Genomic DNA, 22,140 nt, shown 5'->3' on the forward strand with positions numbered 1-22,140 from the left:
AATAAGCCGTTGGCGGTGGGTGGCTCGGCGGATCGACGCGGGGTGATCGCCACCTGCAACTATGAAGCCCGCAGTTATGGCGTGCGTTCGGCTATGGCGTCCGGGCAGGCCCTGAAACTCTGTCCGGACCTGTTGATCGTCAAGCCGCGCATGGATGCCTATAAAGCCGTGTCGCGGGAAATTCAGGCGATCTTTCGCGAGTACACCGAGCTGATCGAGCCGCTGTCGCTGGATGAGGCCTACCTGGATGTCACCGGCAGCCCGCACTTTGCCGGCAGCGCCACGCGTATCGCCCAGGATATCCGCCGGCGGGTGTCCCAGGAGCTGCATATCACCGTATCGGCGGGGGTGGCGCCGAACAAGTTCCTGGCCAAGATCGCCAGTGACTGGAAAAAACCCAACGGTTTATTCGTGATCACCCCCGATCAGGTCGAGGATTTCGTGGCGGCCCTACCGGTGAATAAGTTGCATGGAGTGGGCAAGGTCACGGCGGACAAGCTCGGGCGCTTGGGTATCCGCACCTGTAGCGACCTGCGCGAGTGGAACAAGTTGGCGTTGGTCCGGGAGTTCGGCAGTTTCGGCGAACGCCTGTGGGGCTTGGCGCGCGGTATAGATGAGCGCGCGGTGCAGACCGACAGCCGCCGCCAATCGCTCAGCGTGGAGACCACTTACGATAAAGACCTGGCGGATTTGCCGGCGTGCCTCGTGCAATTGCCGCAACTGCTCGAGGAACTGGACAGGCGCCTGGCGCGGCTGGACCCGAGCTATCGAGCGGACAAGCCCTTCGTCAAGATCAAGTTCCACGATTTCAGCCAGACCACCCTGGAGCAGGCCGGGGCGCGGCGTGATCTGGACAGTTACAGGCTGCTGATGAGCGCCGCCTTTGCCCGCGGCAACAAACCGGTGCGGCTGCTCGGGGTGGGGGTGCGCCTGCATGACCTGCGCGGTCGGCACGAGCAGTTGGAGTTATTTGCGCAGTAGGCTGGGTTAGCCGCATGTGCGGTGCCCCGACCGAACAGCCGGATCTGCTGCGGCGTAACCCAGCATTGCAGGGTGACTAACGACGCTGCGCCGGGTTACGCGGCGCCCGGATACGCCGCCAGCTGCCAAGGCAGTGGCACGCGCCGCTAACCCAGCCTACGGCTTTAGTCTTTTTCCGGCCACAGACGCAGCGGCTTGCCTTCGCCTGGCCACAGGCGCAGTTGCTCGATGGGGGACAAGTCCCAGCGCTGCACCTTGCTCAGGCTGTCGAGAAAGCGCGCTTCCTGTTCCATCAGCGCGGGCGCGCACAGCTTGCGGGTGCTGCCGGCGGCGCTAAAGCTGAGCTGGTCGCCTTCCAGGCTGTAAGCGGCGAACCAGTGGTTGCAGCCGGCGTTGCCATAGGCGCGGCCATCGTCACCTAGGGTGATGGTCAGGTGGCTGTTGTCGATCAGCGGGCGTTCGCCAATCCATTCCACTTCATAGCTGTGTTCGGTTTCCAGTTGCGGGGACGCGCTGGCGCAGCCGAGCAGAGCGGCACTCAGCAGGGCGATGGCGAGTCCGTGTTTCATGGCGCTTCCTTGGCGATGCAGTTGGGGCACAGATGGCGGTCTTTCTGCTGGTGCCAGCCCAGTTCCTTGATCCGCGCCTCGGCGGCCGGCGCCTGGGCTTTCTTGCCGAGGGCGGCGTCCACGGCGAACTCGAAGTCCAGCTGGGCCTTGCAGCCATCGCACTTGACCTGCCAGTTGAATATCGCCAGTTCTTTGAAAGCTGGCCCGCTGGCCACCGCGACCCACTGGCCGCGCGGGTTGATCAGGTGGCGGACCTTGTCGGCCTGCAGGCGCATGGACAGCTCGCGGCTGCCCTTGAGGCTGACCAGCAGCACGTCGCCGCTTTGCACCGAGCCGCCGTTGCCGGTGACCTGGTAGCGGCCTGGAGCCAGTGCGCGACATTCGATCAGGGTGTGTTCGGGGTTGAGCAGGTTGTAGCGAAAATCGTGTTCGGCCATGAGTCCTCCAGATGTGCGCAAATGCTATCACGCGCCAGGGACAAGCTGATTGCTCGGCGTGCCGGCCAGCCAGGCGGCGATATTGTCGCGGGTGGTGGCGGCAATCGCGGCCAGGGCTTCGTGGGTGAGGAAGGCCTGGTGCGCGGTGATCAACACATTGGGGAAACTCAGCAGGCGTGCCAGCACATCGTCCTGCAGCGGTTGGTCGGAGCAGTCCTCGAAAAACAGCTCGGCCTCTTCTTCGTAGACATCCAGGCCGAGGTAGCCGAGCTGGCCGCTTTTCAGCGCGCCGATCAGCGCCGGGGTGTCGATCAGTGCGCCGCGGCCGGTGTTGATCAGCATCACTCCGCGCTTCATCTGCTGCAGGCGCCGGGCATCGATCAGGTGCTGAGTCGCCGGAGTCAGCGGGCAGTGCAGGCTGATGATATCGCTGTGGCCGAGCAGTTCATCCAGTTCGACCTGGCGCGCGCCCAAGGCCGCCAGGGCGCCGATGGGCAGTGGGTCGTTGAGCAGCAGCTGGCAGCCGAAGCCGGCCATCAGCTGGGCGAAGGTCAGGCCGATCTGCCCGGCTCCGATAATGCCGACTGTCTTGCCGTGAATGTCGAAACCGGTCAACCCGTGCAGGGAAAAGTCGCCCTCGCGGGTGCGGTTGAAGGCGCGGTGGGTGCGCCGGTTCAGGGTCAGCAGCAGCGCCAGGGCATGTTCGGCCACCGCATGGGGCGAATAGGCGGGCACCCTGACCACGCACAGGCCGAGTCGCTGGGCGGCCTGCAGGTCGACATGGTTGTAACCGGCCGAGCGCAAGGCGATCAGGCGGCTGCCGCCGGCGGCCAGGCGCTGCAAGACCGGGGCGCTGAGGTCGTCATTGATAAAGGCGCAGACCACCGCGCAACCCGCAGCCAGGGCGGCGCTGTCCAGGCGCAGATGGGCTTCCTGAAAGCTCAGCTGCCAGGCACCGGGCAGGCCGGCGGCGAGAAAGCTGCTGCGGTCATAGGCTTTGCTGCTAAACAGGACGATGCGCATGGCGCTCTCCGGCGTGGGTGTTTAACCGCGCGGCATCAGGCGCTGACCTGGGTTTCGCGGGCCAGGCGTTCGATGGCCGCGTCCAGTTCATCCAGGGCCTGGTTGACGGCTGGGTCGTTCTGTTTCAGCAGGGTTTCGCTGCGCTGACAGGCGGCGCGCAGTTGCGGCACACCGCAGTAACGGGTGGCCCCGTGCAGGCGATGCACGCGCTCCAGCAGGCTGCTGCGTTCGCCGCTTTCGCGGGCCTGGCGAATGGCCTGGCGATCGGTGGGCAAACCGGCCAGCAGCATGCTCAGCATGTCGGCGGCCAGGTCGGCCTTGCCGGCGGCCAGGCGCAGGCCTTCCTCGGCATCCAGCACGTTCAGGTTGTTATTCAAGGCGCTTTCGCTGAATGGCTCAGTGGCTTGATTGCGCAGGGCCAGGCCGGTCCACTTGAGGATCACCTGGGCCAGTTGGCGTTCGCTGATGGGCTTGGTCAGGTAGTCGTCGAGGCCACTTTGCAGCAAGGCGCGCTTCTCATTGGCGAGGGCGTGGGCGGTCAGGGCGACTATGGGGGTGGCGCTTTGCCCCCGTTCGTTTTCCAGCTGGCGAATCGCCTCGGTGGCCTGGCGACCGTCCATGCCGGGCATCTGCACGTCCATAAAGATCAGGTCGAAGACCTGCTGGCCGGCTTTCTCCAAGGCCTCATAACCGCTGTTGGCGATGCTGACCATGGCGCCCATGTCGCCCAGCAGGGTCTGCACCAGCAGCAGATTGGCCGGGTTGTCGTCGACGCAGAGAATCAGCGGCGCGCGGCTTGGGCTGGCGTTTGGATGCTCGGCGCGGGTATGCCGTGGGCTGACCAACTGGGCCAGGCCGCGCTGCAGTTTGCGCGTGCAGGCCGGCTTGGCTTGCAACTGGCTGTAAGCGTCCGGCAGCAGGCTGTGGTACAGCGCCTGCTCGGTGGTGGGGCAGAGCACCAGGGTCTTGCAGGCCAGGCGATCCAGGTCCCAGATATATTGGCCGAGGCGCTCCGGTGGCAAAGCCTGGGTACTCACGCCGAGCACCGCGAGGTCGATCGGCTGTTCGTTGTGGCGCGCCGCCGCGACGGCGGCGAGCAGCTTGTCCAGATTGTCGAAGGCGCTGACCTGCAGGCCGCAGTCTTCCAGTTGGTGTTGCAGGGCCTGGCGGGCCAGTTCGTGGCTTTCCAGCAGCACCGCGCGGCGGCCCAGCAACGGCGGGCGCGGCAGGTCTTCGGCGTCGTCGCGGGCCTTGGGCAGGCTCAGGCTGATCCAGAATTCCGAGCCTTCATCGGGGGTGCTGTCGACGCCGATCTCACCGCCCATCTGCTCGATCAGGCGCTTGGAAATCACCAGGCCCAGGCCGGTACCGCCGGCCTGGCGCGACAGCGAGTTGTCGGCCTGGGTAAAGGCCTGGAACAGCTCGCGCAGGTCTTCGTCGGACAGGCCGATGCCGGTGTCCTGCACGCTGATGCGCAGTTGCGCGCGGTCGGCGCTTTCGTCTTCGAGCATGGCGCGCATGACGATGCTGCCGGCGCGGGTGAACTTGATCGCGTTGCTGAGCAGGTTGGTCAGCACCTGTTTGAGCCGCAGCGGGTCGCCAATCAGAGACAGCGGCGTGTCGCGGTAGACCAGGCTGAGTAGCTCCAGCTGTTTCTCGTGGGCCGCCGGCGCGAGTATGGTCAGGCTGTCCTGCAGCAGGTCGCGCAGGTTGAAGGGGATATTTTCCAGCACCAGCTTGCCGGCTTCGATCTTGGAGAAGTCGAGGATCTCGTTGATGATCGCCAGCAGGCTGTCGGCGGATTTTTCGATGGTGCCCAGGTAATCCTGCTGGCGCGGGGTCAGCTCGCTTTTCTGCAACAGGTTGGTGAAGCCGAGGATGCCGTTGAGCGGGGTGCGGATCTCGTGGCTCATATTGGCCAGGAACTCGGACTTGATCCGGCTGGCTTCCAGGGCCTCCTTGCGCGCCAGGTCCAGCTCGATGTTCTGGATCTCGATGGTTTCCAGGTTCTGCCGCACGTCTTCGGTGGCCTGGTCGACGCTCTGCTGCAATTCGTCCTGGGCGTTCTGCAGCGACTCGGCCATGCGGTTGATGCCGGAGGCCAGCTCGTCCAACTCATGGCTGCCCAGCGGCGGCAGGCGGGTTTCCAGGTGGCCATCCTTGAGCTGGGCGACCCCCAGTTTGATCTGCCGCAGCGGCTCGTTGATGGTGCGGCTCATGCGCACCGCGAGCAGGGCGGTGACCATCAGGCCGGTGGCGATCAGCAGCAGGCTGGCAAACAGGCTGCGGTAGCCGCCGAGCAAGGTGCTGTGATGGGACAGTTCCAGCTCGACCCAGCCCAGCAGCTGGTTGCTGGCGTCGCCGACGGCTTCGCCGGTGAGGCTCAGGTGTTGCTCGAAGACCGGCAGGAGGAAGCGCGTGGCGTCCTGGCTGCTGTGCTGCGCGGCTTGCAGCTTGCCGGCGTTGGGCACGGCGTTGAGCATGCTCGGGCCGGCATGGGCCAGGGGCGTGTGTTCGGCGGCGAGGAAGCTGACGGCACGGACATCCGGTTGCTCCAGGGCCTGGGTGGCAATGCGCTGCAGCAGTTTGCCGTCGCCGCGTTGCAAGGCCGGGGCGGCCAGGGGCGCGAGTTGTTCGGTGATCATCTGCCCACGCTGTAGCAGCTGTGCCTGCAGGTCGGACAGCTGAGCCCAGGTGAAGTAGCCGCCGAGCACCAGCGCCAACAGGCTGGTGGGCAGCAGGGTGAGCATGAGCACGCGGCCTTTGATGCCTAAATCCTTTAACACAGCGTTTCTCCCGCGTTGCCGATTCGGTGAAATCCAGCCGGCAGTTTAGCGGCTGCATTCGCCGCAATGACAGTAGCGGCACGCCTACCGGCAAGGATAGAGCGCGCGGCGTTATGGCCGGGCGCGGTTTGCCGTTATCATGGGCACCTTCTTCGCGTCTGGATCATCACGTCCGCCATGAGCCCGCACTACCCCACTATCGCCGATTGCGTCGGCAACACTCCGCTGGTGCGTTTGCAGCGCCTGCCGGGGCATACCAGCAACACCTTGCTGTTGAAGCTGGAAGGCAATAACCCGGCGGGCTCGGTGAAGGATCGTCCGGCGTTGTCGATGATCGGCCGTGCCGAGTCGCGCGGCGCTATCCAGCCCGGCGACACCCTGATCGAGGCCACCTCCGGCAATACCGGCATCGCTTTGGCGATGGCGGCGGCGATCAAGGGTTATCGCATGATCCTGATCATGCCGGACAACTCCACCGCCGAACGCAAGGCGGCGATGACCGCCTATGGCGCCGAGCTGATTCTGGTCGGCGGCATGGAAGAGGCCCGCGACCTGGCCCTGCAGATGCAGGCGGACGGCAAGGGCAAGGTGCTCGACCAGTTCGGCAACTGCGACAACCCCGAGGCCCACTACGAGGGCACCGGCCCGGAAATCTGGCAGCAGACCGGCGGGCAGATCACCCATTTCATCAGCTCCATGGGCACCACCGGCACCATCATGGGCGTGTCGCGTTACCTCAAGGAGCAGAACCCACAGGTGCAGGTCGTCGGCCTGCAACCGATGGAGGGCGCGGCGATTCCGGGCATTCGCCGTTGGCCCGAGGAATACCTGCCGAAGATCTATCAGGCCGAGCGGGTCGACCGGATTATCGACATGGGCCAGCAGGAGGCCGAAGCGGTGATGCGCCGTCTGGCGCGCGAGGAGGGCATCTTCTGCGGCGTGTCTTCCGGCGGCGCGGTGGCGGCCATGCTGCGCCTGTCCGAGGAAGTGGAGAATGCGGTGATGGTGGCGATCATCTGCGACCGTGGCGACCGTTACCTGTCCAGTGGCGTGTATGACGCGCCGAGCAACTGATGGCTAAGAAAGACGGCGGTCTGCGCTTTCAACCCAGCGGCGGTTCCCGTGCGCCGCAAGTGCCTGTGGGTAAGAAACACAAGCTCGGTATCGAGCGCCTGGCCAACGATGGCCGTGGCATCGGCTTCAGCGAGGGGCGCACCTGGTTCGTCAACGGCGCCTTGCCGGGCGAGCAGATCGAGGCGCGGGTGCTGGGTGCCCACGGCAAGGTGGTCGAGGCGCGGGTCGAGCGGATTCTCAGCGCCAGCCCCGAGCGGCGTGATGAGGCCTGCATGCATGCCAAGGTCTGTGGCGGTTGCAGCCTGCAACATATGCCCCACGCCGATCAGCTCGCCCTGAAACAGCGCATGCTCGCCGAGCAGCTGAGTCGTCTGGCCGATCTGCAGCCGGAGGAGTGGGCGGCGCCCTTGGTCGGCCCCGAACTGGGCTACCGGCGGCGCGCGCGGATCGCCGTGCGCTGGGACCACAAGGGCAAGCGCCTGGACGTCGGTTTCCGCGCGGCGGCCAGCCAGGAGATTATCGCCATCGGCGAATGTCCGGTTCTGGTACAGCCCTTGCAGCCGATTATCTCCGCGTTACCGCAGGTGCTGCGCGAGCTGGACAAGCCCCAGGCCATTGGCCATGTCGAGTTGTTCAGTGGCAGTGCCAGCGCCGTGTTGGTGCGCCACACCGCCGCCTTGAGCGAAGTAGACCTGGCGCGTTTGCAGGCCTTCTGTAGCGCCCATGACGCTCAGCTGTGGTTGCAGGGCGAGGACGCGCCGCAGCCGTTCGAGCCGGAGCAGCAGCTGAGTTATGGACTGGATAGCTGGAACCTCAGCCTGGCCTATCGGCCTGGCGATTTTGTCCAGGTCAATCAGCCGGTCAACGAGGCGATGGTGGCCCAGGCGCTGGATTGGCTGGCGCCCCAGGCCGATGAGCGGGTGCTGGATCTGTTCTGCGGCCTGGGCAATTTCGCCTTGCCCTTGGCCCAGCGCGTGCGCGAATTGGTGGCGGTGGAAGGGGTGGCGAGCATGGTCGAGCGGGCGGCCGAGAACGCCGCGCGCAATGGCCTGGGCAACGCGCACTTTTTCCAGGCCGACCTGTCCAACCCGCTGAGCGAGGCCAGCTGGGCGCAGGGCGGCTTCGCTGCCCTGTTGCTCGACCCGCCGCGCGATGGGGCGCTGCAGGTGGTCAAGCAAGTGGCGGCCTTGGGCGTTCAGCGAGTGCTCTATGTGTCGTGCAATCCGGCGACGCTGGCCCGTGACAGCGCCGAGTTGCAGGCGCAAGGTTATCGACTCAAGCGTGCCGGTATCCTCGATATGTTTCCGCAGACCGCGCACGTCGAGGCGATGGCGCTGTTTGTCAGGCAGTAGATTGAACGTGCTTAGATAGGGCTGGTCGCTTGGTTTTGCCCGAGTCAGGCCTTATCTAGGTGCCGTAGGGGCGCATAGGGATTGCGTCTTAGGTGGTTAAACCGACCGGCTCATAGAAGGCCGGCGACTGTTCAGCATGCCTGGGGCCTGCTGTAGGGAAGGTAAGCAAGATGGTTCAGGTGAGAGCGCATCAGCCGATCAACGATGACGGCAGCATCAACCTCGAGGCCTGGCTCGGGCATGTGCTGAAGGTCGATCCGGCGCTGGATCGTGAGGCCTTGCGCGAGGCCTGCGAGTTTGCTCGCGAGGCCGAACAGCAAGCCAATGCCGCGCAGAATCTATGGACCGAGGGCGCATCGAGCTTCCGCTCGGGGCTGGAGATCGCCGAGATACTCGCCGACCTCAAACTCGATCAGGATTCCCTGGTCGCCGCGGTGATCTACCGCTGCGTGCGCGAAGGCAAGGTGCCGCTGGCGGTGGTGCATCAGCGCTTCGGTCCGCTGGTGGCCAAGCTGGTGGAGGGTGTGCTGCGCATGGCGGCGATCAGCGCTTCGATGAATCCGCGCGACTCCCTGGTGCTCGGCTCCCAGGCCCAGGTGGAAAACCTGCGCAAGATGCTGATCGCCATGGTCGACGACGTGCGAGTCGCCTTGATCAAGCTGGCCGAGCGCACCTGTGCGATCCGCGCGGTCAAGCATGCCTCCGAGGAGAAGCGCCACCGGGTCGCCCGTGAAGTCTTCGACATCTATGCGCCCCTGGCCCATCGCTTAGGCATAGGTCATATCAAGTGGGAGCTGGAGGACCTGTCCTTCCGCTACCTGGAGCCGGAGCAGTACAAGCAGATCGCCAAGCTGCTGCACGAACGGCGCATGGACCGCGAGCACTACATCAATGAGGTGATGGGCCAGCTGCGCGTGGAGCTGGAAGCCACCGGGGTCAAGGCCGACATCAGCGGCCGGGCCAAACATATCTATTCGATCTGGCGCAAGATGCAGCGCAAGGGCCTGCAGTTCAGCCAGATCTATGACGTGCGTGCGGTGCGCGTGCTGGTGCCGGAAGTGCGCGACTGTTACACCGCCCTCGGCATAGTGCACACCCTGTGGCGGCACATTCCCAAGGAGTTCGACGACTACATCGCCAACCCCAAGGAAAACGGTTATCGCTCGCTGCACACCGCCGTGCTCGGCCCGGAAGGCAAGGTGCTGGAAGTGCAGATCCGTACCCAGACCATGCACGAGGAAGCCGAGCTGGGCGTCTGCGCGCACTGGCGCTACAAGGGCACCGACGTCAAATCCGGCTCCAACCATTACGAGGAGAAGATCTCCTGGTTGCGTCAGGTGCTCGAATGGCATGAGGAACTGGGCGATATCGGCGGCTTGGCCGAGCAGCTGCGCGTCGATATCGAGCCGGATCGGGTCTATGTCTTCACCCCCGACGGCCACGCCATCGACCTGCCCAAGGGTGCCACCCCGCTGGACTTCGCCTACCGCGTGCACACCGAGATCGGCCACAACTGCCGCGGCGCCAAGATCAACGGGCGCATAGTGCCGCTCAACTACAGCCTGCAGACCGGCGAGCAGGTGGAGATCATCACCAGCAAGCACGGCACGCCGAGCCGCGACTGGCTGAACTCCAACCTGGGCTACGTCACCACCTCGCGGGCGCGGGCGAAGATAGTCCACTGGTTCAAGCTGCAGGACCGCGACCAGAACGTCGCCGCCGGCAAGGCCCAGCTGGAACGCGAACTGCAGCGCCTGGCGCTGCCCCATGTGGATTTCGACAAGTTGGCCGAGAAGGCCAATATGAAGACCAGCGAAGACCTGTTCGCCTCCTTGGGCGCCGGCGATCTGCGCCTGGCGCAGCTGGTCAATCTGGCGCAACAGCTGGTCGAGCCGGATCGGGTCAACGAGCAGCTCGAGCTGATCCCGCGCAAGGCCCTGGGCTTCAAGCCGGGCAAGCGCGGCGATATCCAGATCCAGGGCGTCGGCAACCTGCTCACGCAGATGGCCGGTTGCTGCCAGCCACTGCCGGGCGATCCGATAGTCGGCTATATCACCCAGGGCCGCGGCGTCAGCATCCACCGTCAGGACTGTGCCTCGGTGCTGCAGCTCAGTGGCCGCGAGCCGGAGCGGATCATCCAGGTCAGCTGGGGTCCGGTGCCGGTGCAGACCTACCCGGTGGACATCATCATCCGCGCCTACGACCGTTCCGGCTTGCTGCGTGACGTGACCCAGGTACTGCTCAACGAGAAGCTCAACGTGCTGGCGGTCAATACCCGCTCGAACAAGGACGACAACACCGCGTCCATGTCGATCACAGTAGAGATTCCTGGGTTGGATGCACTGGGCCGGTTGCTGGGGCGGATCAGCCAGTTGCCGAATATCATCGAGGCCCGGCGCCATAGAGTTTCGTAGGATGGGTTGAGCGCAGCGATACCCATGCTGTCGGGGCGCCTGGAACTGTTTTCGCGGTTCGCTCTGGGTTAATTGCGCCGTAACCCATCATTGGCTCGATGGGTTATGCGGCGCGCTGGTTTTATCACCGCTGCATAATCCGTGCTCTGCGCCGCTAACCCATCCTACGGATGCGTACTAACCGGAATTTGCTATGTACCAACTCGACGACCTGCTGCATCTGATGGCCCGCCTGCGTGACCCGCAGTATGGCTGCCCCTGGGACTTGAAGCAGAGCTACGCGACCATAGTGCCGCACACCATCGAGGAGGCTTACGAGGTCGCCGATGCCATCGAGCGCGGCGACTTTGAGCATCTGCCGGGCGAGTTGGGCGATCTGCTGTTCCAGGTGGTGTATTACAGCCAGCTGGCCCGCGAGGAAGGGCGCTTCGAGTTCGCCCAGGTGGTCGATGGCATCACCCGCAAGCTGCTGCGTCGCCATCCCCATGTGTTTGTCGATGGCGATCTGTATGGCCCCCCCGACGCCTCCAAGCTGGCAGAGGCGGCGGTCAAGCAGCGTTGGGAAGAGCTGAAGGCCGAAGAGCGCGCCGAGAAGGCCGCGGCTCCCGAACAACTGTCGCTGCTCGACGATGTACCGACCGCTCTGCCGTCCCTCAGCCGGGCGATCAAGTTGCAGAAGCGCGCCGCCCAGGTCGGCTTCGACTGGCCCGAGGCGCTGCCGGTGGTGGACAAGGTGCGCGAAGAGCTGGATGAAGTGTTGGAGGCCATGAGCGAAAACGATCCGCAAGCGATCGCCGAGGAGATAGGCGACCTGCTGTTTGTGGTCAGCAACCTGGCCCGCCATCTCAAGGTTGACCCGGAAAGCGCCTTGCGCGCGGCCAATGGCAAGTTCGAGCGGCGCTTTCGTTTTATCGAACAGGCATTGCGCGAAGCGGGTCGGGCCATGGAAAATTGCCCCCTGGAAGAACTGGATGCCTTGTGGGGCGAAGCCAAAAAGCAGGAAAAACAGGTATTGGGCTGCGGTGAATGATTTCATGCGGCGTTGTCGGTCAGGCTTGCCCTGCAAGTTGTGTGCTGCGTTTTGGGCTCTCGCGGGTAACACCGGCTGAGCGGCCGCTTAGCGAATCAGTACGGTAAACTTCTGCCCGCTTTGCGGGTGTTAAACAGATGCTGGAAGGGGGCCGTATTCAGGTTCCGGCCGGATCGGCCGATGCCGATCCAGGGTTTCGGCATCGTTATCAATCTTCGAGTTGTGTGAACAGGACAATGGCTAACGCCCATACACTTCAGTTCCAGGAGGAATTGAAGGTCGATCCCCTGCGTAGGGAAGTCGACAGGATTGACTGGGCGACCGTCGACCTGCCCGATACCTGGGCCGACCATATCGACTGGACCCATCTGCCAGATCTACGTCGTGTGCTGCGTACCCTTGCCGGGCGCGAGCGCCAGCGCGTGCGGCTGCCGGCGCAATTGCCGGGCAGCGCCTGGATCCCCAAATACGTCTTGCAGGAATTTCACAACCTGCCCAATGGCAATTACTCCAAATCCTTTAGCCGCGGTTATGCTCAGGGCTTCGACCACGCCATGCTGGGCAGCCTGAAGGCCGGGCGCAGACGGGTCGCCGAGGCTTTGAGCGGCGCGCATTGCGCGCTGGACCTGGGTTGCGGCGCCGGACGGCAGGCTGCTGCGCTGCGTGAGGTGGGGGTTGGCGAAGTCTGGGGACTCGATCCTTCGCCTTATCTGTTGCAGCACGCGGCTCGCGCTTACCCGCAGATCCAGTGGGTGCAGGGGTTGGCTGAGGATACCGGTCTGGCGGACGGGCAGTTCGATGCCGTGGCCGTGTGTTTCGTCTTCCATGAGCTTCCCCCGCATTACCTGCGCCAGGCCCTTGCCGAGCTGGCACGGATTACCAAGCCCGGCGCTCGCTTGGCGGTGCTGGAGCCATCGCCGTTGCAGTGGTCGGCCGGCTATCGCTGGCTCTGGCGCCATCATGGCTGGCGGGGCCTGTATTTTCGCGCGCTGGCCCGGCGAGCCTATGAGCCTTTCGCCGGGGCCTGGCACCAGCAGGATTTCGCCGAGCTGCTGGCCGAGGCCGGCTTCACCTTGCTGCAGGAAGACACCGGCTGTCCGTTTCGTTTCTTTTTCGCGCAGCGCACCGACGACACTGTGGTCAATCACCCACCTCAACCGAGTATGGACAAGTCATGAGCCTTTCCCTCCGCGACCAGCTGCTGAAAGCCGGCCTGGTCAATGAAAAGCAGGCCAAGCAGGCCGGTAAACAGAAGCAGAAGCAGCAGCGTCTGGAACAGAAAGGCCATATCGAGAAGGACGAGTCGCAGAAACTCGCCGCGCTTCAGGCCATGGCCGAGAAGGCGGCGCGTGACCAGGAGCTCAATCGCCAGCAGCAGGAAAAGATCGAGCAGAAGGCCCGCGCCGCTCAGGTCAAGCAGCTGATCGAGGTGTCACGCCTGCCCAAGCTGACCACCGAGGATTACTACAACTTCGTCGACGACAAGAAGGTCAAGCGCCTGTCGGTGAACAAGCTGATGCGCGACAAGCTCAGCAGCGGCTCCCTGGCCATAGTGCGGCACGGCGGCGGTTATGAAGTGATCCCGCGCGAGGCGGCGTTGAAGATTCAGGAGCGTGACCCGCAGCGGGTGATACTGCTCAACACCTCGACCGCAGCGCCGGATGCCGACGATCCCTACGCGGCTTATCAGGTGCCGGACGATCTGATGTGGTAGTGGAGAAAGAGGCCGGGCAATGCCCGGCCTCTTTCTGTCTACTTAACGGCTGATCTGTCGCGAGCACCAGGATGTCGCCTGACCCCCTGTGGTGTTGACAGCGGCGAAGGCCGCTACACTGAGAAATTGGATCCGATTGGCCGCCGACTTCTTGGAGGGGCTATGCGTCACCTTGCCTGCTGCGGACTCTTGCTGCTGTGTGTCCAGGCGGGCTGGGCTGCCGAGCAGCCGGCTGTCAAGGTTTTCACGGTCGGCGTAGAGGACTATGAGAACTGGCTGCCCTATTCGGAATATAGCAACGGCCACTATGGGGGGCTGGGCAGAGCGATTCTGGATGCCTTCGCCGCGCACAAGGGCTATCGCTTTGACTATCGGGTGTATCCGTTAAAGCGCCGCGACTGGCTGTTTATGCGGGGTGAACTGGATTTCAGCTTTCCCGACAATCCCAACTGGGTGGTCGAGTTGCGCGCGGGCCTGGATATTGCCTACGCGCCTATGCTCGATTTCATCGATGGCGTGCTGGTGTTGCCCGAACATAAGGGCAAGGGTGTCGAGCGCTTGAAGCTGCTGGGCATTCCATTGGGGTTCACGCCCTATCCCTATGCGTCTTTGATCGAGTCGGGCGCGGTGCGGGTCGAGGAGTCGCGGGACTATGACTCGCTCTACCTCAAGCTGATCAAGAAGCGGGTCGATGGGGTCTACGTCAATACCCGCATCGCCAAGTACTACTGGGCGAATATCCAGAAGAGCGAACAGGTGGTGTTCGTCTTCGATCCAGAGTTGCCTTACGCTTCGGGCAGCTGGTATCTGTCGTCGATCCGCCATCCTCGGGTGATCGAGGAGTTCGAGGTCTTTATGCGCGACAATCCGCAGCTGATTGAGCGTCTCAAACAGCAATACGGGTTTTAGTGCGGCCTGATCTGTACCTGCGCTCGCCCTACCCTGAGGTCGAGGCTGCGCTGCGCCAAGGCCTGGTTGTCCGGTCTGTTTGGCTGGGTCGTTTACTCGGTTAGGCCCAACACGGTTTTGCCGTCCACAGTGCCGTTTTTAAGCATGATCTGGTATTCCTTGCCGTCCTTTTCCACCTGGTGCAGGCGCACCAGCAGGTAGTTCCAGTCCTTGGCGAACCAGAGCACGGTCTTGCGGTTGCTCTGGGTCGGGTCGCGCACGCGTTCGACCTTGATCGCATCGACCGAGCCCACTTCGGTGCTCACCACTTCTTCGCCCAGCACACGGAAGTCGTAGGTTTCGATATCGTCGCCGTCGACCACCTGGTAGCTCATGCTTTTCTTGCCGGCGGCCACATCGTATTGCAGGGCCAACTGGTAGGTCGACTTGTCCAGTAGGCCGCGGTTCAGCGGCAGGCGTACCGCTGTGCCGCGGTCGTTGCCCAGCACCTGCTTGGCGTTCCAGTCGAAGTCCTGTTCGACCTTCTTGCTCTTGCCCAGGCCGCTGCGCTCGTACAGGTAGGTTTGCGGCAGGAGGGCGGCGTTCTCGACGCGCAGGGTGCTTTGCTCACTCAGGCTGGCGACCAGCATGGAGGCTTGAAAGCTGAGTTTCCACAGGCCGTTATCGACCGCTTCCAGGCTGCGCGAAGCGGTGCCGCTGACCGGCAGTTGCTTCCAGTCGGCGGTGTAGCTGGCGGAGAAAGGTTTCAACTCGGCCGCCAAGGCGGGCAGGCTGAACAAGGCGAGGGCGAAGAGTAAGGCGCGACGCATGGTGTCTCCTGGTTTCGAATCTAGTTTCGAATGATCTGACCGCTACTGGGTAAGGCTTGCTCATCCAGCATTGCCCCTTGTGCGTCAAGGCGCAAACGACCTTCGGCAAACCAGCGCACGGCCAGCGGGTAGATCCGGTGTTCCTGCTGGTGCACCCGTTGCGCCAGGCTGGTCGGCGAATCATCCGACTGTACCGGTATGACTGCCTGTACGACCAGGGGGCCGCCATCCAGTTCCTCGGTAACGAAGTGCACGCTGCAGCCATGCTCGTGGTCGCCGGCTTCCAACGCCCGCTGGTGGGTGTGCAGGCCCTTGTATTTGGGCAGCAGCGAGGGGTGGATATTCAGCAGGCGGCCGGCGTAATGGCGGACGAAGGCTGGGCTGAGGATGCGCATAAAACCGGCCAGTACCACCAACTGCGGATTGAAGGCATCGATGGCCTCGACCAGCGCCGCATCGAAGGCTTCGCGGCCGTCGAACTGCTTGTGGTCGAGCACCTGGGTGGCGATACCGGCATCCTGTGCGCGCTCCAGGCCATAGGCATCGGCGCGGTTAGAAATCACCGCGCCGATGCGGGCCGGGCTGCTCTTGGAGGAGTCAGCACCGGCCTGGATGTCGTCGATCAGCGCCTGCAGGTTGCTGCCGGAGCCGGAGATCAGCACCACTACAGTGCAGTCGGCCATTAGTGCTGTTTCAGGTTGTTCAGCACGACCTGGGCAGCGCCCTCGGCGGCTTCGCCGATCTGGCCGATGACCCAGGGCTGTTCGCCGGCTGCGGTCAATGTTTGCAGGGCGACTTCGACCTGCTCCTGAGCCACGCAGATGACCATGCCGACGCCGCAGTTGAGTACGCGGTGCATCTCGTGCTCATCCACGTTGCCTTGTTCCTGCAGCCAGTCGAATACCGCCGGACGCTTCCAGCTGGCCACGTCGACCAGCGCCTGGGCGCCTTTAGGCAGTACACGCGGGATATTGTCGAGCAAGCCGCCACCGGTGATGTGGGCCATGGCCTTGACCGCGCCTGTGTCCTTGATCAGCTGGAGCAGCGGCTTGACGTAGATGCGCGTTGGCGCCATCAGCAGGTCGGCCAACGGCTTGCCGTCGACCTGAGTGGTTTCGATCTTGGTGCCGCTGACTTCGATGATCTTGCGGATCAGCGAGTAGCCGTTGGAGTGCGGGCCGGAGGACGGCAGGGCGATCAGCGCGTCGCCGGTGGCGACCTTGGAACCGTCGATGATCTCGGCCTTTTCCACCACGCCGACGCAGAAGCCGGCCAGGTCGTAGTCTTCGCCTTCGTACATGCCCGGCATCTCCGCGGTTTCACCGCCGACCAGGGAGCAGCCAGCCAGTTCGCAACCGGCGCCGATGCCGGTCACCACGGTGGCGGCCACGTCGACGTTGAGCTTGCCGGTGGCGTAGTAGTCGAGGAAGAACAGCGGCTCGGCGCCGCACACCACTAGGTCGTTGACGCACATGGCGACCAGATCCTGGCCGATGCTGTCGTGTTTGTTCAGGTTCAGTGCCAGGCGCAGCTTGGTGCCCACGCCGTCGGTGCCGGACACCAGCACCGGTTGTTTGTAGCCAGCCGGGATCTCGCACAGCGCGCCAAAGCCGCCCAGCCCACCCATGACTTCCGGACGCGCGGTGCGCTTGGCCACGCCTTTGATGCGTTCGACCAGGGCTTCGCCCGCGTCGATATCTACACCTGCGTCCTTGTAGCTGATGGAGGGTTGCTTGCTCATAGATCCAGGCCTTTAAGGGGAAATTCGGATAGGCACCGGCGCTTGTGGCGGCGGTCTGCGAAGGCGCGCGATTTTATCAGGCTTGCCGGGCAGCGGCCACCCGGGCGGCGCGATGGTTGCGGGCAGGAAGGCGGCTGTTTAAGGTATAAGCCTTTGCGCGCGGCCTGCCAGACTGTTGTGCGCCACTTTCCGTCTGTCGAGAATCCCTCCATGCGTTTGACCGCTTGCCTGCTTCTTGCCTGTTTGCCGCTGATCAGCCTGCCGAGCCTGGCAGCAACTGTGAGTGATCTGTACCAAGTGCGCGAGCCGGTCGCCAGCCAGCAACCGGATGAGCGGGCTGCCGCGCTAGGGCGAGCCCTGGATACCCTGGTGCTGCGCTTGACCGGCGACGCGAATGCCGCACAAAGCCCGGCGCTGGCGGCCCTGCGCAAGGACCCGCAGCAGATCGTCAGCCAGTATGGTTATGAGGGCGACAAGCTGCTGGTGGATTTCGACCCCTCCAGCACCGAGCGCAGCCTGCGCCAGGCCGGGTTGTCGCTGTGGGGGGCTAATCGCCCGGCCATCCTCACCTGGTGGTTGAACGATGCCAGCGCGGGCAGCAGCCTGATCGGCGATGGCCAGGAAGCTGCGCAAGTCCTCGGGCTGGCCGCCCAGCACCGGGGTTTGCCCGTGCGTTTGCCCTTGGCGGATCTCGACGAACAGCTGCTGGCGACGCCGGAAGCGCTTGCAGCCAATGACCCCGCGGCCCTGCGTACGGCATCGGAGCGCTATGCCGCCGATGCGCTGCTGGCGGTGCTGGCCCGGGAGGACAATGGCCAATGGCAAGCGCAGTGGCGCCTGTGGTTGGGCGATGAGCGCGAGCAGGGCAAGGTGCAGGGTGCCGATCAGGCGGCCTTGGCCGACGCTGTTCTGCTCGCCGTCAGCCAGCGCCTGGCGCCACGCTTTATCGTCGCACCGGGCGCCGCCAACAGCCTGACCATCGAGGTGCAGGGTGTCGATCTGGCGCGTTATGCCGAGCTGCAGCGAATTCTCGAGCCCTTTGCCGCGCAGTTGCGCAAGGTGCAGGGCGATACCCTGACCTTCCAGGTGACCGCCAACGTCGAGCAGTTGCGCGCGCAACTGGCTCTGGCGCGACTGCAGGAAGTCAGCGCCGAGGCCCCGCCGCTCGATGCCAGCCAGCCGGCGCAGACGCCAACCGCTGGCGCCGAGCCCGCCCCGCAGATTGTGCCGCGCGCCGATGTGCTGCGGTTTCGCTGGTAGTCGGCGTAGACTGCCGGCATAGCGGAACGCCTTGCCAAGGACTGCCATGCCTCATCTGCCCAATCTGTTGACTGTGCTGCGCCTGGTGCTGATAGTGCCGATCGCCCTGCTGCTGTTGGCCGAACGGCATGGCCAGGCGCTGGTGCTGTTCGTCGTGGCCGGCCTCTCCGATGCGCTGGATGGTTTTCTCGCCCGGCATTATGGCTGGACCAGCAGGCTCGGCTCGATCCTCGACCCCATCGCCGACAAGCTGCTGTTGAGCATCAGCTATATCTGCCTGGCGGTAACCCTGGTGCTGCCCTGGTGGCTGGCCGTCGTGGTGATTCTTCGCGATGCCCTGATCGTCGGCGGCGCCAGTCTCTACCGGGCGTTGGCCGGCCCGTTCGATTTCAGCCCGAGTTGGCTGGGCAAGTTGTCCACCCTGTTGCAACTGGTGCTGATCACCGCCGTGCTGCTGGAGCTGAGCGTGCTGCCGGCCTTCGCCGAGCTGCGTTGGCCGCTGATCGCCTTGGTGCTGCTGACCAGCTTGGTCAGTGGTGCCCACTATATCTGGGTCTGGACCCGTAAATTCCGTTCCACAAGGATGAAAGCATGATCGATTCACATCGCTGGCTATGGATAGCGGGGCTGTTGCTGCTCGGCTGGTTGCTGTACCTGCTGCAGCCGATTCTTGCGCCTTTCCTGATCGGTGTGTTGCTGGCCTATATGGGCGACCCGCTGGTCGATCGCTTGGAGCGCTGGAAGCTATCGCGCACCTGGGGTGTGGTGGCGGTGTTCGCGCTGATCAGCCTGGTCCTGGCAATTCTGCTGTTGGTGCTGGTGCCCATGCTGGGCAAACAGTTGCTGCGTCTGTACGAGCTGGCCCCGGCCATGCTCGATTGGCTGCAGGATCAGGCGCTGCCCTGGATACAGCTGAAGCTCGGCCTGGCCGAGGGCTTCTGGCGTTTCGATCAGCTCAAGGCGGCCCTCTCCGGGCAATTGGGCAAAACCACCGATATGGTCGGCATGCTGCTGTCCCAGGCCACGGCTTCGGGGCTGGCGTTGCTGGGCTGGCTGGCCAACCTGCTGTTGATCCCGGTGGTGAGCTTTTACCTGATGCGCGATTGGGATCTGATGCTCGCCAAGCTGCGCAACCTGCTGCCGCGTGGCCGTGAAGGGCGGGTGGTGCAGCTGTTCGGGGAGTGTCATGAGGTGCTGGGCGCTTTCCTGCGCGGCCAGTTGCTGGTGATGCTGGCGCTCGGCGTGCTGTATGCCAGCGGCCTGATGTTGCTTGGCCTGGAGTTGGGCCTGTTGATCGGGGTGCTGGCTGGTTTGGCCAGCATAGTGCCCTACTTGGGCGTGGTGGTCGGCATAGGCGCGGCAATCACAGCCGGGCTGTTCCAGTTCGGCGTGGATTTCTACCCGCTGCTGGGGATCGCCGCGGTGTTTATGGTCGGCCAGCTGCTCGAAGGCATGCTGCTGACCCCGCTGTTGGTGGGCGACCGCATCGGTCTGCATCCGGTGGCGGTGATCTTCGCCATCATGGCCGGCGGCCAGCTGTTTGGCTTTACCGGCATCCTCTTGGCGCTGCCGGTGGCCGCGGTGATCATGGTGCTAGTGCGTCATCTGCATGATTTCTATAAACTTTCCGATCTTTATGGTGAGCCCCCTAGCGATTCCGACGAGCCGCCCAGCCCTGCATGACACCCATTCAACTGCCTTTAGGCGTGCGTCTGCGTGATGACGCCACCTTCGCCAACTACTACCCCGGAGCCAACGCTGCGGCGCTGGGCTATGTCGAGCGCCTGTGCGAGGCGGATGCCGGCTGGACGGAAAGCCTGATCTACCTGTGGGGTGGCGAGGGCGTGGGCCGTAGCCACCTGCTGCAAGCCGCCTGCCTGCGTTTCGAGCAGCGCGGCGAACCGGCGGTGTACCTGCCACTGGCCGAGGTGGTCGAATACGGCCCCGAACTGCTGGATAACCTGGAGCAGTGCGAGCTGGTCTGCCTGGATGATCTGGATGCGGTGGCCGGGCGCAGTGACTGGGAAGAGGCGCTGTTCCACCTGTTTAACCGCTTGCGGGATTCGGGGCGACGTCTGCTACTGGCCGCCAGCACCTCGCCGCGCGAGCTGCCAGTCAAGCTGGCGGACCTGCAATCGCGCCTGACCCTGGCGCTGGTGTTCCAGCTGCAATCGCTGTCGGATGAAGACAAGCTACGCGCCCTGCAACTACGCGCCTCGCGCCGCGGCCTGCATCTGAGCGATGAGGTCGGGCGCTTTATCCTGACCCGTGGCGAGCGCAGCATGAGCGCGCTATTCGAATTGCTCGAACGCCTGGATCAGGCCTCCCTGCAGGCCCAGCGCAAGCTGACCATCCCCTTTCTAAAAGCCACCTTGGGCTGGTAGTCCGGTTGTAAGCACAGGCCGTAGGCTGGGTTAGCGGCGCATGTCGCCGGCGAGTGGGCAATCTGAACATCGAGCGCCGCGTAACCCAGCACAGCACCAATGCAGGGTTACGCCGCATCGAATTCAGTCGCTTGGTCGGGCCACACCCATGCGGCCAACCTGCAGCATGGGTATCGCTGCGCTCAACCCATCCTACGTGCATCGACTGCTTCAGCTTTCCCCGGCCAATTTGCGTTCGTATTGAAAGCGCCAGCGGGTAAACATCAGGGCGGCGCAGAACAGGCTCAGGCTGAGCAGTGTCAGCAGCCAGCCGTACAGGGCCTTGGAGGGGTCGAAGGCCGCCAGTACGCCCTGGATAAAGTACAGATTGACCACAAAGCAGGTCCAGGCGTGGGCGCGGGCGTTGCCGAGGATCAGGCCGGGGGCCAGCAGCAGCAAGGGCGCCAACTGCATGGCCAGTATCGCCCAGAGCAGCTTGCCCGGGATCTCGGCAAACAGCAGATGCCATGCCAGTAGCAGGGCGGCCAGGGCCAGGAAACTGAGCAGGCTGAGGGCGCGGCTGATGCTCAGGCGGGGCTTGAGCCATTCGAGTGACGGCAGGGGCTTCGGCGTCTTAGCCACGGGCGCTCTCCAGTTTCAGGGCGGTCTGCGCCAGGCGTTGACCCAGGGCGCGGCACAGGGTTATTTCCTGTTCATCGAGGGGGCGTTTGCTGTCGGCGCCGGCATGGTGGCTGGGGCCATAGGGCGTGCCGCCGCCACGGGTTTCCAGCAGGGCCGCTTCGCTGTAGGGCAGGCCCATGATCAGCATGCCGTGGTGCAGCAACGGCAGCATCATCGATAGCAGGGTGGTTTCCTGGCCGCCGTGCAGGCTGGCGGTGGAGGTGAACACGCCGGCCGGTCTGCCGACCAGGCCGCCGGTTAGCCACAGGCCGCTGGTGCCATCGAGAAAATACTTGAGCGGCGCGGCCATATTGCCGAAACGGGTCGGGCTGCCGAGGGCCAGGCCGGCGCAGTTCTTCAGCTCATCCAGGCTGGCGTAGAGCGCGCCTTCGGCTGGTATAGCGGCGGCTACTGCTTCGCACTCGGTGGAGACGGCCGGCACCGTGCGCAGGCGCGCTTCCAGGCCGGCCATTTCCACGCCGCGGGCAATCTGCCGGGCCATTTCGGCGGTTGCGCCGTGGCGGCTGTAATACAGCACCAGGATATAGGGCGCGCTCAAGGCAATATCTCCAGGATCTTTTCCGGCGGACGCCCCACCACGGCTCTGTCACCGACGATCAGAATCGGCCGTTCGATCAGTTTCGGGTGCTTGGCCATCGCCTCGATCAATTGGGCGTCAGTCAGTGCCGGATTGGCCAGGTTGAGCTGCTGGTACTCCTCTTCACCGCTGCGCAGCAATTGGCGCGGGCCAAGGCCGAGCTTGCGCAGCAGTTCCTGCAATTGCTCGGCATCGGGCGGTGTTTCCAGATAGCGCACTATGCTCGGCGTCAGGCCGCGCTCTTCCAGCAGCTGCAAGGCGCTGCGGGATTTTGAGCAACGCGGGTTATGGTAGAGCTGTAGATCGGTCATATTCGGGTCGCTTGTTATATTCGATGGCGGCTATTCTACCCGCTAACGGCCGCTACGCCTGCGCCTGGAGCGGGTCGTCGGTGGGCAA

The 22,140-nt window shown here is 64.1% G+C and carries 22 protein-coding genes; 12 read left to right on the forward strand and 10 right to left on the reverse strand.

What is annotated here, in order from left to right; all coding sequences use genetic code 11:
• A partial coding sequence (gene dinB, locus Q8Q83_RS13120) for a DNA polymerase IV (RefSeq protein WP_305624397.1) occupies positions 1 to 981 on the forward strand: 981 nt, incomplete at its 5' end.
• Positions 982 to 1,145: 164 nt separating this feature from the next.
• On the opposite strand, the gene Q8Q83_RS13125 is transcribed toward dinB, so the two are convergent.
• From Q8Q83_RS13125 to Q8Q83_RS13140, 4 genes are read right to left on the reverse strand one after another with little or no spacing between them, the layout of a single operon-like run.
• On the reverse strand, positions 1,146 to 1,550 hold the full coding sequence (locus Q8Q83_RS13125; RefSeq protein WP_305624399.1) for an META domain-containing protein: 405 nt from the start codon (positions 1,548 to 1,550) through the stop codon (positions 1,146 to 1,148).
• Positions 1,547 to 1,987 (reverse strand): hypothetical protein, encoded by a 441-nt coding sequence (locus Q8Q83_RS13130; RefSeq protein WP_305624401.1) that lies wholly within the window; start codon positions 1,985 to 1,987, stop codon positions 1,547 to 1,549. Before Q8Q83_RS13130 ends, Q8Q83_RS13125 begins: the two co-directional genes overlap by 4 nt.
• A 27-nt stretch (positions 1,988 to 2,014) precedes the next feature.
• Positions 2,015 to 3,010, reverse strand: coding sequence for a 2-hydroxyacid dehydrogenase (locus Q8Q83_RS13135; protein WP_305624403.1), 996 nt, complete (start codon positions 3,008 to 3,010; stop codon positions 2,015 to 2,017).
• A 35-nt stretch (positions 3,011 to 3,045) separates the two neighbouring features.
• Positions 3,046 to 5,796 (reverse strand): response regulator, encoded by a 2,751-nt coding sequence (locus tag Q8Q83_RS13140; RefSeq protein WP_305624405.1) that lies wholly within the window; start codon positions 5,794 to 5,796, stop codon positions 3,046 to 3,048.
• A 177-nt stretch (positions 5,797 to 5,973) separates the two neighbouring features.
• Here Q8Q83_RS13140 and cysM point away from each other — a divergent pair, with 177 nt between their 5' ends.
• The 7 genes from cysM (at position 5,974) to Q8Q83_RS13175 (ending at position 14,289) form a co-directional block, all read left to right on the forward strand.
• On the forward strand, positions 5,974 to 6,870 hold the full coding sequence (cysM, locus tag Q8Q83_RS13145) for a cysteine synthase CysM (protein WP_305624406.1): 897 nt from the start codon (positions 5,974 to 5,976) through the stop codon (positions 6,868 to 6,870).
• Complete coding sequence (gene rlmD, locus Q8Q83_RS13150) at positions 6,870 to 8,222, forward strand: 23S rRNA (uracil(1939)-C(5))-methyltransferase RlmD (protein ID WP_305624408.1); 1,353 nt, start codon at positions 6,870 to 6,872, stop codon at positions 8,220 to 8,222. The genes cysM and rlmD overlap by 1 nt, the downstream gene beginning before the upstream one ends.
• A gap of 170 nt (positions 8,223 to 8,392) precedes the next feature.
• Positions 8,393 to 10,636, forward strand: coding sequence for a GTP diphosphokinase (gene relA, locus Q8Q83_RS13155; protein WP_305624410.1), 2,244 nt, complete (start codon positions 8,393 to 8,395; stop codon positions 10,634 to 10,636).
• A gap of 193 nt (positions 10,637 to 10,829) precedes the next feature.
• Positions 10,830 to 11,666, forward strand: a complete 837-nt coding sequence (gene mazG, locus Q8Q83_RS13160; RefSeq protein ID WP_305624412.1) for a nucleoside triphosphate pyrophosphohydrolase — start codon at positions 10,830 to 10,832, stop codon at positions 11,664 to 11,666.
• A gap of 236 nt (positions 11,667 to 11,902) precedes the next feature.
• The gene (locus Q8Q83_RS13165; RefSeq protein ID WP_305624414.1) at positions 11,903 to 12,844 is read left to right on the forward strand and encodes a class I SAM-dependent methyltransferase; all 942 of its coding nucleotides are present in this window, start codon (positions 11,903 to 11,905) and stop codon (positions 12,842 to 12,844) included.
• A complete protein-coding gene (locus tag Q8Q83_RS13170) occupies positions 12,841 to 13,380 on the forward strand; it encodes a DUF2058 domain-containing protein (protein WP_305624415.1) in 540 nt (179 codons plus the stop codon). Before Q8Q83_RS13165 ends, Q8Q83_RS13170 begins: the two co-directional genes overlap by 4 nt.
• Before the next feature lie 162 nt (positions 13,381 to 13,542).
• Positions 13,543 to 14,289: a hypothetical protein gene (locus Q8Q83_RS13175; RefSeq protein ID WP_305624417.1), complete on the forward strand. Its 747-nt coding sequence runs from the start codon at positions 13,543 to 13,545 to the stop codon at positions 14,287 to 14,289.
• Between the two features lie 92 nt (positions 14,290 to 14,381).
• Here the strand turns inward: Q8Q83_RS13175 and Q8Q83_RS13180 are convergent, their stop codons facing one another.
• Genes Q8Q83_RS13180 through purM form a run of 3 tightly spaced genes read right to left on the reverse strand, consistent with a single transcriptional unit; the run spans position 14,382 to position 16,839 of the window.
• Positions 14,382 to 15,098 carry a DUF3108 domain-containing protein gene (locus tag Q8Q83_RS13180; protein ID WP_305624419.1) on the reverse strand — a complete coding sequence of 239 codons (717 nt, stop codon included), beginning with the start codon at positions 15,096 to 15,098 and terminating at the stop codon, positions 14,382 to 14,384.
• Positions 15,099 to 15,118: 20 nt separating this feature from the next.
• The gene (gene purN / locus Q8Q83_RS13185; protein ID WP_305624421.1) at positions 15,119 to 15,781 is read right to left on the reverse strand and encodes a phosphoribosylglycinamide formyltransferase; all 663 of its coding nucleotides are present in this window, start codon (positions 15,779 to 15,781) and stop codon (positions 15,119 to 15,121) included.
• A complete protein-coding gene (gene purM / locus Q8Q83_RS13190) occupies positions 15,781 to 16,839 on the reverse strand; it encodes a phosphoribosylformylglycinamidine cyclo-ligase (protein WP_305624422.1) in 1,059 nt (352 codons plus the stop codon). The genes purN and purM overlap by 1 nt, the downstream gene beginning before the upstream one ends.
• A gap of 210 nt (positions 16,840 to 17,049) precedes the next feature.
• Between purM and Q8Q83_RS13195 the strand changes: the two genes are divergently transcribed.
• From Q8Q83_RS13195 to hda, 4 genes are read left to right on the forward strand one after another with little or no spacing between them, the layout of a single operon-like run.
• A complete protein-coding gene (locus Q8Q83_RS13195; RefSeq protein WP_305624424.1) occupies positions 17,050 to 18,099 on the forward strand; it encodes a DUF2066 domain-containing protein in 1,050 nt (349 codons plus the stop codon).
• Between the two features lie 46 nt (positions 18,100 to 18,145).
• Complete coding sequence (locus Q8Q83_RS13200; RefSeq protein ID WP_305624425.1) at positions 18,146 to 18,694, forward strand: CDP-alcohol phosphatidyltransferase family protein; 549 nt, start codon at positions 18,146 to 18,148, stop codon at positions 18,692 to 18,694.
• A complete protein-coding gene (locus tag Q8Q83_RS13205; protein WP_305624426.1) occupies positions 18,691 to 19,782 on the forward strand; it encodes an AI-2E family transporter in 1,092 nt (363 codons plus the stop codon). The genes Q8Q83_RS13200 and Q8Q83_RS13205 overlap by 4 nt, the downstream gene beginning before the upstream one ends.
• Positions 19,779 to 20,483, forward strand: a complete 705-nt coding sequence (gene hda, locus Q8Q83_RS13210) for a DnaA regulatory inactivator Hda (protein WP_305624428.1) — start codon at positions 19,779 to 19,781, stop codon at positions 20,481 to 20,483. The genes Q8Q83_RS13205 and hda overlap by 4 nt, the downstream gene beginning before the upstream one ends.
• A gap of 210 nt (positions 20,484 to 20,693) precedes the next feature.
• On the opposite strand, the gene Q8Q83_RS13215 is transcribed toward hda, so the two are convergent.
• Genes Q8Q83_RS13215 through arsC form a run of 3 tightly spaced genes read right to left on the reverse strand, consistent with a single transcriptional unit; the run spans position 20,694 to position 22,052 of the window.
• Positions 20,694 to 21,104, reverse strand: coding sequence for a DUF2069 domain-containing protein (locus Q8Q83_RS13215; protein WP_305624429.1), 411 nt, complete (start codon positions 21,102 to 21,104; stop codon positions 20,694 to 20,696).
• Positions 21,097 to 21,702, reverse strand: a complete 606-nt coding sequence (wrbA, locus tag Q8Q83_RS13220; protein WP_305624431.1) for an NAD(P)H:quinone oxidoreductase — start codon at positions 21,700 to 21,702, stop codon at positions 21,097 to 21,099. Before wrbA ends, Q8Q83_RS13215 begins: the two co-directional genes overlap by 8 nt.
• Entirely contained in the window at positions 21,699 to 22,052 is a 354-nt protein-coding gene (gene arsC, locus Q8Q83_RS13225; protein WP_305624433.1) for an arsenate reductase (glutaredoxin), read from the reverse strand. The genes wrbA and arsC overlap by 4 nt, the downstream gene beginning before the upstream one ends.
• Between the last annotated feature and the right edge of the window lie 88 nt (positions 22,053 to 22,140).

It is taken from the genome of Pseudomonas sp. (assembly GCF_030696055.1).
GTDB lineage: Bacteria > Pseudomonadota > Gammaproteobacteria > Pseudomonadales > Pseudomonadaceae > Aquipseudomonas.